The sequence below is a fragment of the Noviherbaspirillum soli genome, assembly GCF_015352955.1.
Lineage (GTDB): Bacteria > Pseudomonadota > Gammaproteobacteria > Burkholderiales > Burkholderiaceae_D > Noviherbaspirillum_A > Noviherbaspirillum_A soli.
Window position 1 is genome coordinate 76,357 of sequence record NZ_JACYOX010000012.1, and the last position, 13,901, is coordinate 90,257.

Sequence of the window (13,901 nt, forward strand, 5' to 3'; positions counted from 1 at the left end):
CCGTCAAGCGAAGGTGTCGACCGCGCCGTCGCGCGCGATTCTCACCACGCCCTGGTGCAGCTGCGGCGCTTCGGCGCCAACATGGTCGGCGGCACCGCGGCCACCTGATCTGTTGCCGCCTTCGAAGCCGGCAAACTGCTGCTGGCCGCCGGCGCTGACATTGGCCTGGCCGAGCTGGATGCCGGATTCGTTCATCATGTCGCGCAGTCGCGGCAGCGCGGCTTCCAGCGCCTGCCTTACCTCGGGCTGCGCCGCCATGAAGTCCACCGTTGCCTGGTTGTTGCTGACGCTGAGCACAACCTGCATCGGTCCGAGGTCGGGCGGATTCATCGTCAGCGAGGCGCTTTGCTCGCCACCCTGCGCCATCCAGACGATCTTCTGGCCCAGGGCCTGGTCCCAGGCCGGGGTGCCGACCGCTGGCGTAAGCTTGTCGGCATGCGCCGTCGGCGCATGCACGGCCTGGCTGGCGGCCTGCAGCGTGGCCAGCGCGGTCGCGGGGGCGGCGGCATCGGCCTGCGTGGCGGCCTGGATGGCCGCCAGGCGCTGGCCGGCGGGGTCGGCCACGGCCATCGCCTTGCCGAAGGCGGCATGCAGGTCGGGCGCGGCCTGGCCTTCGCCCTTGCCGGCCAGCGCGGTGTCGCCTTCCTGCATCTTGCCTGCCTGCGCGCGCAGGTCCAGCGGACCCTGTGCGCCGGCATCCTTGCCGCCCTTGCCAACAATGGCTGCCGCCGCGGGTTCCGCCGCGGCGCCGGCTTCCTGCGCCGGGGTGGTGCTGGCGGCTGCGGCGGCGCTGGCCATGAGCTGCATCATCAGCGCCGCCTGCGGTGCGCCGGGAATGTCGGCCAGGCTGGCTGCATTGTCCTCGGCGGCCGACTCCTCGGCTGGCGCCGCTTCGCTGGTTTGCGCAGTTGCTGGCGCGCTTGCGCCCGGCTGCGCCGGCGCCTGCTCTGCGGCTTCAGTGCGGCCGCTCTGCTGGGCAGGTTCAGCCTTGCTCGCTTGCGGCCGCGTAGCCTCCGGCGCGCGCGCCTGCTGCTGCGGCGCCGGGCGGGGAGAGGACGGCGGCGCGGCGTTCGCCTGGGACGGAGGCCGCTGCGCCACCTCGCGCGAAAGCAGCTGGTTGAACGGGGTGGACGGCTGCTGCTGGCCGGCCTTGGGGGCGGCCGCGCTGCCGCTGCCCAGGCCAGCCAGGGTATTGACGATCGAAGGGATATTCATGTGCGGCCCGTCCGTGGTTAGCGTTTGTAGAGCAGCTTGCGGGCTGCCTGTTCATCGGTCTCTTTCTGTTCCCGCTTGGCGACCTTCAGGTCTTCGGCCTTCTGGGCGCGGCTGCCCAGCGCGTCGTAGGAAATGCGCTTGCGCTCCGATTCGCGCCAGCCATTGCGTTCCTGTTCCACCCGCCATTCGGCGTCGCGCACCACCTGCTGCTGGCCGATGATGGCCTGGTCCAGCTTGTCCATGAAGCCCTGGAAATTGCGATAGGCCATGGGCGTGAAGCCGGTGGTCATCGTGACCTGGAAGCGGCTGGCGTAGTCGTCGCGGTAGCCGGAGAGCAGGCTCAGCTTCTGCTGCGCCTCCTCGACCGCGCGCACCGCGCGTCCCAGCCGCTTGGCAGCCTCGTCGACATCCTTGGTCGCCAGCTCGATCAGTGTGGTCAGTGCGGAAATATCAGCCATGCGCCATTATCGATGCGGACCGCCTGCGCCCATCAGCCGAACAAAGCGGAAAGTTGGCCGCAACTCTCGGGCATGGTCGACTGCTCATGGATGCCCTGCTGCAGGAAGCTGGAAATGCGCGGCTGCAGCGCGATGGCTTCGTCCAGCATCGGGTCGCTGCCGGCGCTGTAGGCGCCGACCGCGATCAGGTCGCGGCTGCGCTGGTAGCGCGAGGTCAGCTGCTTGAGGCGCCGCGCCAGGGCCTGCTGCTCGGGCGTGGTGATGCTGTGCATCACGCGCGAGATCGACTGCTCGATGTCGATGGCGGGATAGTGGCCGGCCTCCGCCAGCGTGCGGTTCAGCACGATATGGCCGTCGAGGATGGCGCGCGCCGAGTCGGCGATCGGGTCCTGCTGGTCGTCGCCTTCGGTCAGCACCGTGTAGAAGGCGGTGATGGAGCCGCCGCCTTCCCGGCCATTGCCGGTGCGCTCCACCAGCGCCGGCAGCTTGGCGAACACCGAGGGCGGGTAGCCCTTGGTCGCCGGCGGCTCGCCGATGGCCAGCGCGATCTCGCGCTGCGCCATTGCATAGCGGGTCAGCGAGTCCATGATCAGCAGCACGTTCTGGTTCTGGTCGCGGAAATGCTCGGCGATCGCAGTGGTGTAGGCGGCCGCCTGCAGCCGCATCAGCGGCGGATTGTCGGCCGGCGCGGCCACCACCACCGAGCGCTTCAGGCCTTCCTCGCCCAGGATCTGCTCGATGAATTCCTTGACCTCGCGGCCGCGTTCGCCGATCAGGCCGACCACGATCACATCGGCGCTGGTATAGCGCGCCATCATGCCCAGCAACATGCTCTTGCCCACGCCGGAGCCGGCGAACAGGCCCATGCGCTGGCCGCGTCCGACGGTCAGCAGGCTGTTGATGGCGCGCACGCCGGTGTCGAGCACTTCGGAAATCGGCGCGCGGCCCAGCGGGTTGGCGGCGCGCACCGACAGCGGCGCGGCATGGCTGGCATTGAGCGGGCCGAGGCTGTCGAGCGGCCGGCCGGCGCCGTCGACCACCCGGCCCAGCAATTCCGGGCCGACCGGCAGGTGGCGGGTGCGGTCGCTCGGCCGCCTGCGCGGGTGATTGACCGCGCCGGGGCGGGGCAGGGACTGCACCACTTCCACCGGATAGACACGGCTCCCCGGCACCACGCCATCGACATCGCTTTGCGGCATCAGGAACAGGCGGTCGTTGTCGAAGCCCACCACCTCGGCTTCGATGCGGGTGCCATTGGGCAGCGGTATCGTGCAGGCGCTGCCGACCGCCAGCTTCAGGCCCACCGCTTCCATCACCAGGCCGGCCACCCGCGTGACCCGGCCCGACACCTGCAGCGGCTCGGCGATGGTCAGCAGTTCGCGGCAGTCGCGCAGATAGGCGCGCCAGCGCTCGCCGGCCTGGCCGAGTTCCTGGGTCATGCCAGCCATTGCCCGTCCTTGCCCAGCGAGGCGGCGATGCGCTGCCAGCGGCTGGACGCGGCTGCATCGATCTGGTTGCTGGCGGTCTCGATGCGGCAGCCGCCGCGTTCCATCGCCGCTTCATCCAGTACCCGCCAGCCAGCGCTGGCGAGTTCGGCGCCCATGCGCTCGCGCACCAGCAGCGCATCGTCCGGATGCAGGAACAGGAGCGCCGGCTGCTGCAGCGTGGGCAGGTAGCCGATCGCATCGTTGACGATGGGCAGCACCCGTTCCGGCTGGATGGCCAGCGCAGTCTTCAGCATGGCCTTGGCCAGGTCCAGCGCCAGGTCCAGCAGGTCCTGCGCCACCAGTTCCTTGGCATGCGCGATCTCGGCGCCGAAGGCCTGGCTCAGTTGCTGCAGCAAGGTGTTTTCTTCCAGCGCCTGGGCGCGGCCCTGTTCCATGCCGGTCTGGTAACCCTGGGCCAATCCTTCGGCCAGTCCTTCGCGCCTGGCCTGCTCGCGCGCCGCGGCGATCTGCTCGCGCGCCTCGGCCAGCAGGGCTTCGGTGTCGATCTGGGCCTGCGCCGGCTCGGCCGGCGGCGGTGGCGCTTCCGGTTCGCCGAAGGAGGCCATCTCCCAGCGCTGGTAAGCGGTCTGCCGCTCTTTCGGCAAGGCGTCAGACATACGCATCCTCGCCCTTCGCGCCCAGCTGGATCTGGCCCTCGTCGGCCAGGCGGCGCACCACCTGCAGGATTTCCTTCTGCTGCGCCTCGACTTCCGACAGGCGCACCGGTCCCTTCGATTCCAGGTCCTCGCGCATCATCTCGGCGGCACGCTGCGACATGTTCCTGAAGATCTTTTCCCGCATCTCGTCCGACGTGCCCTTCAGCGCAATGATCAGCGACTCGGACTGCACCTCGCGCAGGATCACCTGGATGCCGCGGTCGTCGATCTCCATGATGTTGTCGAAGACGAACATCTCGTCCATGATCTTCTGCGCCATGGTCTCGTCATAGGTGCGCAGGTTGGCCATCACGGATGTCTCGCCCTCGCCCGACATGAAGTTCAGGATCTCGGCCGCGGTGCGTATGCCTCCCATGGGCTTTTTCTTCACGCTCTCGTTGCCCGACAACAGCTTGGTCAGCACTTCATTCAACTCGCGCAGCGCGGCCGGCTGCACGCCGTCCAGCGTGGCGATGCGCAGCACCACGTCATTGCGCAGCCGCTCGGTAAACCGGTCCAGCACCTCGCAGGCATGATAGCGCTCGAGGTGGACCAGGATGGTGGCGATGATCTGCGGATGCTCGAAGCGGATCAGGTCCGCCACCGATTCCGAGTCCATCCACTTCAGGCTCTCGATGCCGCTGGCATCGCGCTGGCCGAGGATGCGGTTGAGCAGCGACGAGGCCTTGTCGTCGCCCAGCGCCTTGGTCAGCACGGTGCGGATGTATTCATCCGAGTCGAGGCCAATGGAGGTGTTCTCCTCGGTCTTCTCGATGAAGTTCGACAGCACCTTTTCCAGGTCGTCGTTCTGCACCGCCTTCATCGACGACATTGCCGCGCCCAGCTTTTGCACCTCGCGCGGGCCCAGGTATTTCATCACTTCGGCGGCTTCATCCTCGCCCAGCGCGAGCATCAGGATCGCGCCTTTCTGTATGCCTGCATCACTCATTGCCATCCACCCAGTTCTTCACGATATTGGCCACCATGCGCGGGTCCTGCCGCGCCAGCGCCTTGGCCGCTTCCAGGTTCTCCTGGTAGCTGCGCTGCTTCGGCGCCGGCAGCGCGCCGCCGCTCAACTCGACCACGGCGCCATCCTCTTCCATGCCGTTCTCCAGCGCGGCCTGCTCGCCGCTGTTGTCCGGCAGGGCCCGCGGCGGCGGCGGCGGCGACACGGTGCGCAGCAGGGGCCGCAGCATCCTGAAGTACAGGAACAGCAGCGCCAGGCCGATCAGCAGGTAGCGTCCGCCTTCCTTGGCCATGGCGATATATTCCGGGTTCTTCCAGTACACCGGCTCGACCGGCACTTCCTTCTCGGGCGTGACGAACGGGCTGTTGAGCACGTTGAGCGAATCGCCGCGCTCCTTGTTGAAGCCCATCGCTTCCTTGATCAGGTCGGTGATCTGGGCCTTCTCGGCATCGGTCAGGGCGCGGGTGGTGGGCTGGCCGTTCTTGCCCGTCTCGGTACGGTAGTTCAGCACCACTGCCACCGACAGCCGGCGCAGGCCGCCCATGGGCTGCTGCGTGTAGCGGATGGTCTTGTCGACCTCGTAGTTGACGGTGCTGTCGCGCCGGGTATTGCCGGCCTGGGCCGGCGCCGCGCCCGGCTGGCCGGGCTGGGCCGGCTGGCCATTGATGGGCGCGGTGGCATTGGCCTGCGGCTGGTTCGACAGCGCGCCCGGCACGCCGCCGGCGCCGGCGCCGGCCGGGCCGCTGGCTTCGCTGCTCTGCTGGCTGCGGATCGATGCGCTGTCCGGCGTGCCGTTGGGCTTGTAGGTTTCCGCGGCCTGCTCGATGCGCGAGAAGTCCACGTCGGCGGTCGCCTCGGCCCGCACATTGTTGGCGCCGACGATGGGCGTGATGATGGACTCGATGCGGCGCGCAATGCCCTGCTGCAGTTCCTGCACGTATTTCAGCTGGGTGGCATCGAGCGTGTTGGCATTAGCCGGCTTGTCGCTGTTGGACAGCAGGTTGCCGTCCTGGTCGACCACGGTCACGTTCTTGGCCGGCAGGTCGGGCACGCTGGAAGCCACCAGATGCACGATGGCGCTGACCTGCTGCGCGTCCAGCGTGCGGCCCGGATGCAGGTTCAGCAGCACGGAAGCGGTCGGCTTCTGCTGCTCGCGCACGAACACCGTGTTCTTGGGCATGGCCAGATGCACGCGGGCAGCCTGCACCGCGGCGATCGACTGGATCGAGCGCGCCATCTCGCCTTCCAGCGCGCGCTGGAAGTTGACCTGCTCATGAAACTGGGACACGCCCAGCTTCTGGTTTTCCATCAGCTCGAAGCCGACGCCGCCGCCCTTGGGCAGGCCCTGCGCCGCCAGCTTCAGCCGCGCGTCATGCACCTGCTCGGCCGGCACCAGGATGGCGCCGCCGCCGTCGGCATACTTGTAGGGCACGTTCAACTGCTGCAGCGAGGCGACGATGGCGCCGCCGTCCTTGTCGGTGAAGTTGGAAAACAGGACCTTGTACTCGGTCTTCTGGCTCCACATCCAGATGCCGGCCATGACGGCCAGCACTGCCGCCGCGCCGATGGCGGCCAGCACCTTCTTGCCGGTGGGGCTCTGGACAAAGCCCATCACGCCCGCTGGCTGGGGCAGGGCGACCGGACTTGCTTCTATCGCTTCCATGTGTGCTTTCGCATGAATCTATTCGCCTTGTGCTGACCAGTGAATATTGCACTGTATCAATTTTTTCTCATGGGTGATTGTCGTCTGGCGCGTCAGAATCAATCGGGGGAAAAGAGCCTGATTTCGGCCGCTGATTCGAGGGCTGGCCAGGGACGGCGCTGTTAAGGTAGCGGCGTGAAATAGCGGCATGGAGCGCGAGATGAGCATCAACGGAATAGACAGCAGCAGGATAGAGGCGATGGTGGCGCAGCTGCGCAACGCCGCCGCGCGCGCCGCCGGCCCGGTGACGGCGCCTTTGGAAACAGGCCAGGCAGAGCAGGCCGGTGCAGCCAGACGTCTCGACTTCGGCGAAGCGCTGCGCGGCTCGCTCGACCAGGTCAATGGCGCCCAGCGCAAGGCCGAGGACCTGGGGCAGCGCTTTGCACTGGGCGACGACAGCGTGAACCTGTCGGACGTGATGATCGCCAGCCAGAAGGCCAGCATCGGCTTCCAGGCCACGGTGCAGGTGCGCAACAAGCTGGTTTCGGCGTATCACGACATCATGAACATGCAGGTGTGACGGCGGACGGGGCGTTCCGCGGGCTCGCACACATCGTCCAAGCCATAGCCATATTCGTAATATGCCGCACGGCCGGCGGCATGCCCAGCCTTGCCAATCCCGCTGTCGCTGTCTCTGGGCGCCGCGATGCGGGTTGTCATCCGCTTTGCGCCATACGCCTTGTGCCGGATTAAACCTGCGCCGGAAAGTGCATATCGTTTCGTCATAAGCGCGGCGCCTGCCGTGCCGGAGGGGATTTGCCTTCCTGTCCACGGGTATACACTGTGTCGCATGAGGCAGGCTTGCCTTGCAAGCCTGCGCTCGGTCAGGACCTGACGGACCCGACTTCCTCCCGCCCGCCAAGCCCAAAGTCATCCTGCTTTGGAGACCATCATGAACACCAGACACCTCGTCCTGTTCGCCGTACTGGCGACGGCAGCGGCAGGCATAGAAGCGCAGCAAACCGAATTCCGCGCGCCGGACAGCGGCTTCCATTCCTCGCTGACGCGGGCGGAAGTGCGCGCCGATCAGCGTGATGCATTCGTTGCCGGCCTGACACCGCAGAAGATGCATGACGGCCAGGACATGCACTACGCCGCCGGCATCCAGACCCGGCGCGATGTGCGGGCCGACGCAATCCAGTCGGCACAGCTGCACAGGCACGACGGCACGCGCAGCATCTACTTCGGCGATTGATCCGTTCCGGCGATGCTGGCGGCAGGCCTGCCTCCCGGCATCGCGACGGCGTGCTTCAGGCCGGTCGCGGCATCGCCGGGAGTCCATGCAAAGGAGGCGAATCATGAACACCATTATGAACACCGTTGCGCTGGCGGCAGCGGCGCTGGCCTGCACGGCGGCAGTCGCTGCCGACGCGCCTGCCGGCAAGGCCCGGACTGACCAGCAACTGATCAAGAGCGCCATGTCGGCGGCGCCCCGCAAGGTGGGGGCCGGCGCCAACATCGTCGTTGCCGAGAAGGATGGCAGCATGCGCACGCTGCGCGAAGGCAGCAATGGCTACACCTGCATGCCGGACAACCCGGCCACGCCGGGCCCCGACCCGATGTGCATGGACCGCGCCGCCCTCGACTGGGCCGGCGCATGGATGGCGCACAAGCCGCCGGCGGCGGGCAAGGTCGGCTTCATGTACATGCTGTCCGGCGGCACCGACGCCAGCAACACCGACCCGTATGCCACCAGCCCGGGACCCGACAAGCACTGGGTCAAGACCGGCCCGCATGTGATGGTGGTCGGCGCGGAGCAGGCGTTCTACGACATGTATCCAAAGAGTCCGGACCCCGATACCGCGATGCCCTACGTGATGTGGCCTGGCACGCCGTACCAGCATCTGATGATTCCGGTGAAGTAGAAGGCAGTCGGCGTAGGTAAGTCGTTGATCGCACGGAACGATCGGGTGCGCTCGCTTACCTATGGGGCTTGCCTCCGGATGCGGGCACGACGCAGCGCGTCGCGGAGGCAGTCTTTAATTTGATCAGGAGAAATGATGGGAGATAAGAATTTCGGGATGCCGTTTGCCTCAGGCAAGGCGTATGCACGCAATGAGATGCCAAATCTGAAAATGGCAGACAAGGACATCAAGCTGAACATGGCTCGGTTACAAGGCATGGGCAATGGCATGGCAGGGGATCAATCGATGCCACATATGTCGGAGCGCATCCCCCTGAAAACCAGTTGGGATGACGTTGTGCTGGAGGTGTCCAGGGACAGGCTGGTGGACCTGGAGAAGGGCGTGTTGAAACAACCTAGACACAGTCAGCTGCTGGTGCACTCATTTGATCCCGGTAGCCTGGGGAGTGCAGGAGTATCTGGCGCATCTTCAGCCGAAATAAAAGCCAGGCTCGCATCCGGGGTGGCAGCGGCCAAGGAGAAACCACCCGCCAGTTGCTGTCCTTGCCTGCCTTGCCTGGGCGAACCCGAGGACGATCACGCATCTGAAGCGACAGCGGCCGCCAGTGAGCAAGCTTCCAGCGATTGCTTGCCCTGCCTGCCTTGCAATCTGTTCTAGGCCTTGCGGCCAGGGAGCAAGCCGCGCTGGTTAATCCCGGCGTCGGCCAGGGCGTCCAGCGCCTGGGTCCGGCGCCCGGCTTTTGATCCAATGCTCCCGGCAAGGGATGCTGCAAGCCGGTTGGGACAGACATTTCTTTCATAAAAATATCAGGCATCCCGGCCTGTTCGCTACGCGGGATGCCGGCGGCGCGAGCAAGCAGGTTGCCCGATCGCATGGAACGCCAAGGCGAGCCTGCTCACTCACACGGCCTGCCTGCGGGTGCCTGCGCCATGCAATGCACGCAGCGCTTCGCGGGCAACCTTCTTTAATTTTCGACAAGGAAAAATAATGGCAACCACATTCTCGGCCGTAACGGATTCCCGCACATCGGTGCCGCAGAACAAGCAGGCAGTCAATGCTGAGAGCCTGCTGCGCGGCACGGACAGTTACTCTTCCAGAATTCCCGATGTGCTGTTGATGCACGAGCGCATCGAACCGCGCGTTGGGCAGCGAAACATATCGGATCTGCTTGCGCAGGAACGGTCTGGCGAGGGATGGGACAAGATCAGGAGTTTGGCCACGCATCAGGCCCGGTACACAGCACCTGTGTTGAACATGCCTGACGTGCGCCTCGACATAGACGCGGCTGTAAGCGCGCATGCATCTGCGCTCATGGTGACGGATGAACGGGCTGCCGCCAACTGCTGTGGCTGCCTGCCCTGCAATCTGCTGTAGGTCTTGCCACTGAATTCGCCCGCCGCGTTGGCCAACTGCACATTGGCCACGCCGTCCATCACCATGATCCTGCGCCTGCCAGCCCCGCTTTCCTGCAAGGATGCTGGCGCGGCGGGACGGCGAGGCAGGCTATTCCTCCAGCCGGAATCCGGCTTTCAGTGTCACCTGAAAATGGGCGATGGCGCCATTGACGATGTGGCCGCGGGTTTCCACCACTTCGAACCAGTCCAGGTTCTTCACGGTCTTCGATGCGCGTTCGATCGCATTGCGGATCGCGGCATCCGAGCCGTCAGGGGAAGAGCCCACCAGTTCAATGATCTTGTAAGTATGTTCGGACATGTCGTCACCTTTCTTTTCGTCGTGTATGAAAGCGTTCCAGCCGGCGCCGACGGCACGCCAGCGTGCTCAGGCTAGACCAGAGCGACCGGCACTGGTTCAGGCAGACCCGGGAAAGATTGCGGGTGCTCAACAGCAAGTCGTCAGACAGGCTTCAGCGAGGCGCGCTCCGGGTGACGCGGCGAAAACAGGGGAAGGAGTACCGACAGAACGGGGAGCATGCCGTGGCGCGCATGGCGGCCGGGCAGGGCCGTGGAGGGGATATGAACCGATGCCATGCATGGCCGCGCAAGGCGGCCTGCAGGACTTTGACGGGACGCGCGACATTGCCGGCGCAGCCCCGGCATTCTTCATGCCGTCATCAATGACGGCGACGCTGCTGTCCGCCGCCCACCGGGCCGCGTTTTTCAATGTGACGGAAGGTGATGCGGCCCTTGCTCAGGTCATAGGGCGACAGTTCCAGCGTGACCTTGTCGCCGGCCAGGATGCGGATGTGATGCTGGCGCATCTTGCCCGAGGTATAGGCGATCAGCTGGTGGCCGTTGTCCAGGTCGACCCGGAAGCGCGAGTCGGGCAGGACTTCGGCAACCAAACCGTTCATTTCAAGCAGTTCTTCTTTAGCCATGTTTTTTTCCCTTGTAATCGTTGGCGCCCACGCAAAAGGCGAGGGCACGGCAAAGCGTGGCGCGGCAGCGCGCGCATCGTGTTGTGATGGCAGCCTGGAGCGTGGGCTGCCGGTGAGCTTGTCTTGCCGGTACCGGCGGGAGGCCTGGCGGCAAGGCCTGTCGTTACTTGCTTGCGCCAGTCAGGCATGGCCGGCGCGGTGAATGTTGCGTTGAACAGTCAGCAGGCTGAAAAGGCATTTGCCTGCGACTGGGCGATGTGGATGGAAGGCGGTGCTGCGTTCCGGCCAGGTTATTGACCGACAGGTCAGTATTATACCCGATCCGCCCGCTTCGCGCCTGCCACGGCCCGGCGCTGGCCGTCACGCCGATGGCTGATCCGTGTCAATCCGCATCGCCGAACGGCCGGTGAGACAGGCGGCACTAAACCGGGTGCCGCTACCGGCATTGGTCAACGCATCGAAAAGGAGATTCATGGATTCTGTCCCTCAAGCCTCATCCAGCCCGCGTGCCGCGCTTTCATCGGGCGTCGGCGATCCGCCGTCTTCCATGCCGGCGAGCCAGGCCGCGCCAGTATTGTCGCAGCCGCCGGCCGACGATGGTGTCAGGCGCTTCTTCCATGCGGCTGCCGGCGGGTCGCCGGCGCAGCCCGGGGCGCAGCAGACAGTGCTGTCGCAGGCCTGGTCTGCGCTGCCGCCGAGCAGCCAGGATTGACCCGATGCGCAGGCCGGCATGCGATTTCGCCGGCCGGCCATGCGCAGCCGCATCACTGGCTGCGCGGGCTTCACGTATGCTGGATGTTTTTCAGCGGAATCCAGCACCATGTCGATATTCTCCTCTGCCGCCGTGCGCGCCCTGGCGCCTCATCTGGTTGATCTGGTCAAGGGCGTGCTGCCGCTCTTCACGCCCGAGCGCGAAGCGGCCGAAGCGCCGCCCGAACAGGTCGACGATGTGCAGCAGCGGCAGATCAGCGAACTGCAGCAGGCCGCCACGCTGCAGGCCACGGCCATACGCGAACTGGCCGAGCGCAGCGAAGCCTCGATGCGCGCGCTGGAAGCGGAACTGGCCAAACAAAAGCGGCTGGCGCAGGCGGCCCTTGCCGTGGCGGTGCTTGCGGCGCTGCTGGCGGTATGGGCCCTGTTGCGCTAGCCGGCCGCCGTATCAGCCAGCCCCGTTGAGCCGGGCATTCTGGTCGCGCTCGAGCTTGCTGACATAGCGCTGCACCAGCGCCAGCGTCGCCGCGTTCGGATTGATGAAGGCACAGCCCAGGCGTCGCGCGACCCGGCCGTTGTAGAGCGTGAGTTCGCAGCAATTCATCACGCACAGGTTGACGACGATATTCTGCGCGCCCGGCAGCTGCAGTTCGCAGTGGCTGTATTCCGCTCCCTGGCTGGCGTCGAGCAGCTGGTGGTCATCGATCAGCGCAAGGCCGCCGGCGCTGACGTTCTGCACCGCGAACGATACCGGCGGCGGGCCGTCTTCCTTGGCGATCTGGATCGAGCAGCGCGGCGACAGCACACGGTAGTGCTCGCGCCGCTGCAGCCGGATCATGGTGTCGGGCAGAGCAATGCGCAGTGCCGGCCGCGCATCATGCAGGCATGCTGCCGCCCGCTTGGCGAAGAAGGCAATGCGGATGCGGTCCAGCGCGGTATCGAAGGAGATGCTGTCGCTTGCCAGGATCCGGTCGATCTGCGCCTGGTCGCGCGCTGTGTCGATGATCACGCTGTCCTCATTGACTTCCAGCACCGCGGTGGCGAGCGCCTCCTCGCCGTCGGCGAAGATCATGCGCACCAGTTCGTGCTTGTCTTCCAGGCGGCGCAGCAGCGCGATGATTTCACGGCGCGAGTGGATCAGGTAGGGGCCGACGTCATCGACGCCGATATTCATTTGCAGGTTCATTCCGGTTCATCAGAGGGTTGATCGGGTAGGGTGGCCTTTTCAAGCCGGTAGAGCCAGGCCAGCAGTTCCGCCACGGCGCGGTACAGCGCTGGCGGAATGTCGCGGTCGAGGTCGACCTGCATCAGGAGCGCCACCATTTCCCTGGATTCATGCAGGAACACGCCGTGCTCGCGGGCACGCGCGATGATCTGGTCGGCCACCAGGCCGTAGCCCTTGGCGACGACGCGCGGCGCCTTGTCGCCCTGGCCATAGGACAGCGCCGCGGCGCTGCGGCGCGGGTCAGGCGGGTTCATGACGCACGGTCATCAGGTCCAGCGGCAGGCCGGCGGCTTCCAGCGCCGAGGCCAGTTCGCCGCCGCTGGCGCGCAGCAGCGCGGCGCTGGCGCCATCCTGCGCGCGCAGCGTCAGCTGCAGGCGGCCGCCCTGCAACTGGAGGCTGCCGGCAACGGCGCCCAGGGCCGGCAATTCCAGCCTGACCGTGCTGTGCCAGGCGCGCTCGGCAGGCGGCTGCGCCGGGCCCGACTGGTCGCTACCCTGTTCGCGCACTTCCCATCGCATGGCCTGGCCCGGCAGCAGTTCGCCCTGCCAGCTCACGCTGCGCTGTTCCAGGGTGTCGAGCTGCAGCCGGATCAGGGGCGCGGCGTCCAGCGCCGGCGCGGCGTCGGGATGCGAAGGCGCGGCCATGCCGGGCATGCCCTGAACCACGCGCAGTTCGGAAGTGCTGTCGGCGGGGATGACCTGCGCCGCCTGCATCTGCGGCTCGCGCTGCAGCTGCGGCAGGGAACGGGCGCCGTGCGCCCATTGGCTTACGTGAGACTCGTAGAACAGGCCGCTGTACTCCAGGCTGCCTTGCAGCGCCTGTGCCAGCGGCGCGGCCTGCAATGGCGCGCCCGGCGCGGCCAGCGGCGCGGCGCCGGCCAGCGCTGCCGGTGGTGCGAATGCGGCCGACGCCGCCGATGCCTGCATCAGGCTGCTGACCAGCCGGGCGGCGGGACTGACAAATGCCTGGTCCTGCGCTGCCGGCCGCTCCAGCAGGAACAGCGGGCGCGGCTCGCGTCCGACCATGGTCAGCGACAGTTGCTCGCCGACCCGGGTGCCTTCCGGCAAGGCCATGCGGGCGGCGGTGTCGGCGATGCCCACCACGAAGTCGCCATTGGCCAGGCGTGACAGCACCTGCGCCTGAAAGGCCTTGCCGGTTTCCAGCGCGGTCAGGCGGCGCAGACTTTCCTGGCCGGGTTCGCCGAGCGCGGCGACCGGCACCGCGGCGCCGACCGGCGCAGCCGCGGCAATGCCGCCGATGCCTGGAGGAGCCGCCATCG

Annotated in this window: 18 protein-coding genes; 6 read left to right on the forward strand and 12 right to left on the reverse strand. The window is 66.5% G+C overall.

Annotated elements, in window-relative coordinates; genetic code table 11:
- Positions 1-3: 3 nt before the first annotated feature.
- The 6 genes from IGW04_RS11385 to fliF are packed head-to-tail and all read right to left on the reverse strand — an operon-like array spanning position 4 to position 6,446.
- Positions 4-1,215: a flagellar hook-length control protein FliK gene (locus IGW04_RS11385; protein ID WP_194713189.1), complete on the reverse strand. Its 1,212-nt coding sequence runs from the start codon at positions 1,213-1,215 to the stop codon at positions 4-6.
- Positions 1,216-1,232: 17 nt separating this feature from the next.
- Complete coding sequence (gene fliJ, locus IGW04_RS11390; RefSeq protein ID WP_194713190.1) at positions 1,233-1,673, reverse strand: flagellar export protein FliJ; 441 nt, start codon at positions 1,671-1,673, stop codon at positions 1,233-1,235.
- 32 nt (positions 1,674-1,705) lie between these two features.
- Entirely contained in the window at positions 1,706-3,112 is a 1,407-nt protein-coding gene (gene fliI / locus IGW04_RS11395; RefSeq protein WP_194713251.1) for a flagellar protein export ATPase FliI, read from the reverse strand.
- A complete protein-coding gene (locus IGW04_RS11400) occupies positions 3,109-3,777 on the reverse strand; it encodes a FliH/SctL family protein (RefSeq protein ID WP_194713191.1) in 669 nt (222 codons plus the stop codon). The genes fliI and IGW04_RS11400 overlap by 4 nt, the downstream gene beginning before the upstream one ends.
- Complete coding sequence (fliG, locus tag IGW04_RS11405) at positions 3,770-4,765, reverse strand: flagellar motor switch protein FliG (protein ID WP_194713192.1); 996 nt, start codon at positions 4,763-4,765, stop codon at positions 3,770-3,772. The genes IGW04_RS11400 and fliG overlap by 8 nt, the downstream gene beginning before the upstream one ends.
- Positions 4,758-6,446 (reverse strand): flagellar basal-body MS-ring/collar protein FliF, encoded by a 1,689-nt coding sequence (gene fliF / locus IGW04_RS11410; RefSeq protein WP_194713193.1) that lies wholly within the window; start codon positions 6,444-6,446, stop codon positions 4,758-4,760. Before fliF ends, fliG begins: the two co-directional genes overlap by 8 nt.
- 199 nt (positions 6,447-6,645) lie before the next feature.
- On the opposite strand from fliF, the gene fliE reads away from it, so the two are divergent.
- The 5 genes from fliE to IGW04_RS11435 all read left to right on the forward strand — a co-directional run bounded on the left by fliE (position 6,646) and on the right by IGW04_RS11435 (position 9,724).
- Positions 6,646-7,005: a flagellar hook-basal body complex protein FliE gene (gene fliE / locus IGW04_RS11415; protein WP_194713194.1), complete on the forward strand. Its 360-nt coding sequence runs from the start codon at positions 6,646-6,648 to the stop codon at positions 7,003-7,005.
- A gap of 372 nt (positions 7,006-7,377) precedes the next feature.
- The gene (locus IGW04_RS11420; RefSeq protein ID WP_194713195.1) at positions 7,378-7,680 is read left to right on the forward strand and encodes a DUF4148 domain-containing protein; all 303 of its coding nucleotides are present in this window, start codon (positions 7,378-7,380) and stop codon (positions 7,678-7,680) included.
- A gap of 103 nt (positions 7,681-7,783) precedes the next feature.
- On the forward strand, positions 7,784-8,350 hold the full coding sequence (locus tag IGW04_RS11425) for a hypothetical protein (protein ID WP_228527021.1): 567 nt from the start codon (positions 7,784-7,786) through the stop codon (positions 8,348-8,350).
- 132 nt (positions 8,351-8,482) lie between these two features.
- Entirely contained in the window at positions 8,483-9,007 is a 525-nt protein-coding gene (locus IGW04_RS11430) for a hypothetical protein (protein ID WP_194713196.1), read from the forward strand.
- 330 nt (positions 9,008-9,337) lie between these two features.
- Positions 9,338-9,724 carry a hypothetical protein gene (locus tag IGW04_RS11435; protein ID WP_194713197.1) on the forward strand — a complete coding sequence of 129 codons (387 nt, stop codon included), beginning with the start codon at positions 9,338-9,340 and terminating at the stop codon, positions 9,722-9,724.
- A 129-nt stretch (positions 9,725-9,853) separates the two neighbouring features.
- On the opposite strand, the gene IGW04_RS11440 is transcribed toward IGW04_RS11435, so the two are convergent.
- The 3 genes from IGW04_RS11440 to IGW04_RS11450 form a co-directional block, all read right to left on the reverse strand.
- Positions 9,854-10,063: a dodecin gene (locus IGW04_RS11440; RefSeq protein ID WP_194713198.1), complete on the reverse strand. Its 210-nt coding sequence runs from the start codon at positions 10,061-10,063 to the stop codon at positions 9,854-9,856.
- A gap of 358 nt (positions 10,064-10,421) precedes the next feature.
- On the reverse strand, positions 10,422-10,685 hold the full coding sequence (gene infA / locus IGW04_RS11445) for a translation initiation factor IF-1 (RefSeq protein WP_194713199.1): 264 nt from the start codon (positions 10,683-10,685) through the stop codon (positions 10,422-10,424).
- Between the two features lie 486 nt (positions 10,686-11,171).
- Positions 11,172-11,507, reverse strand: coding sequence for a hypothetical protein (locus IGW04_RS11450; protein WP_194713200.1), 336 nt, complete (start codon positions 11,505-11,507; stop codon positions 11,172-11,174).
- Between IGW04_RS11450 and IGW04_RS11455 the strand changes: the two genes are divergently transcribed.
- Positions 11,506-11,832, forward strand: a complete 327-nt coding sequence (locus IGW04_RS11455) for a hypothetical protein (protein ID WP_194713201.1) — start codon at positions 11,506-11,508, stop codon at positions 11,830-11,832. The genes IGW04_RS11450 and IGW04_RS11455 overlap by 2 nt on opposite strands.
- Positions 11,833-11,844: 12 nt before the next feature.
- Here the strand turns inward: IGW04_RS11455 and IGW04_RS11460 are convergent, their stop codons facing one another.
- The 3 genes from IGW04_RS11460 to fliK are packed head-to-tail and all read right to left on the reverse strand — an operon-like array spanning position 11,845 to position 13,899.
- Positions 11,845-12,582 (reverse strand): flagellar brake protein, encoded by a 738-nt coding sequence (locus IGW04_RS11460; protein ID WP_194713202.1) that lies wholly within the window; start codon positions 12,580-12,582, stop codon positions 11,845-11,847.
- Entirely contained in the window at positions 12,579-12,875 is a 297-nt protein-coding gene (locus IGW04_RS11465) for an EscU/YscU/HrcU family type III secretion system export apparatus switch protein (RefSeq protein ID WP_194713203.1), read from the reverse strand. The genes IGW04_RS11460 and IGW04_RS11465 overlap by 4 nt, the downstream gene beginning before the upstream one ends.
- Positions 12,862-13,899 carry a flagellar hook-length control protein FliK gene (gene fliK, locus IGW04_RS11470; RefSeq protein ID WP_194713204.1) on the reverse strand — a complete coding sequence of 346 codons (1,038 nt, stop codon included), beginning with the start codon at positions 13,897-13,899 and terminating at the stop codon, positions 12,862-12,864. Before fliK ends, IGW04_RS11465 begins: the two co-directional genes overlap by 14 nt.
- Positions 13,900-13,901 lie beyond the last annotated feature (2 nt).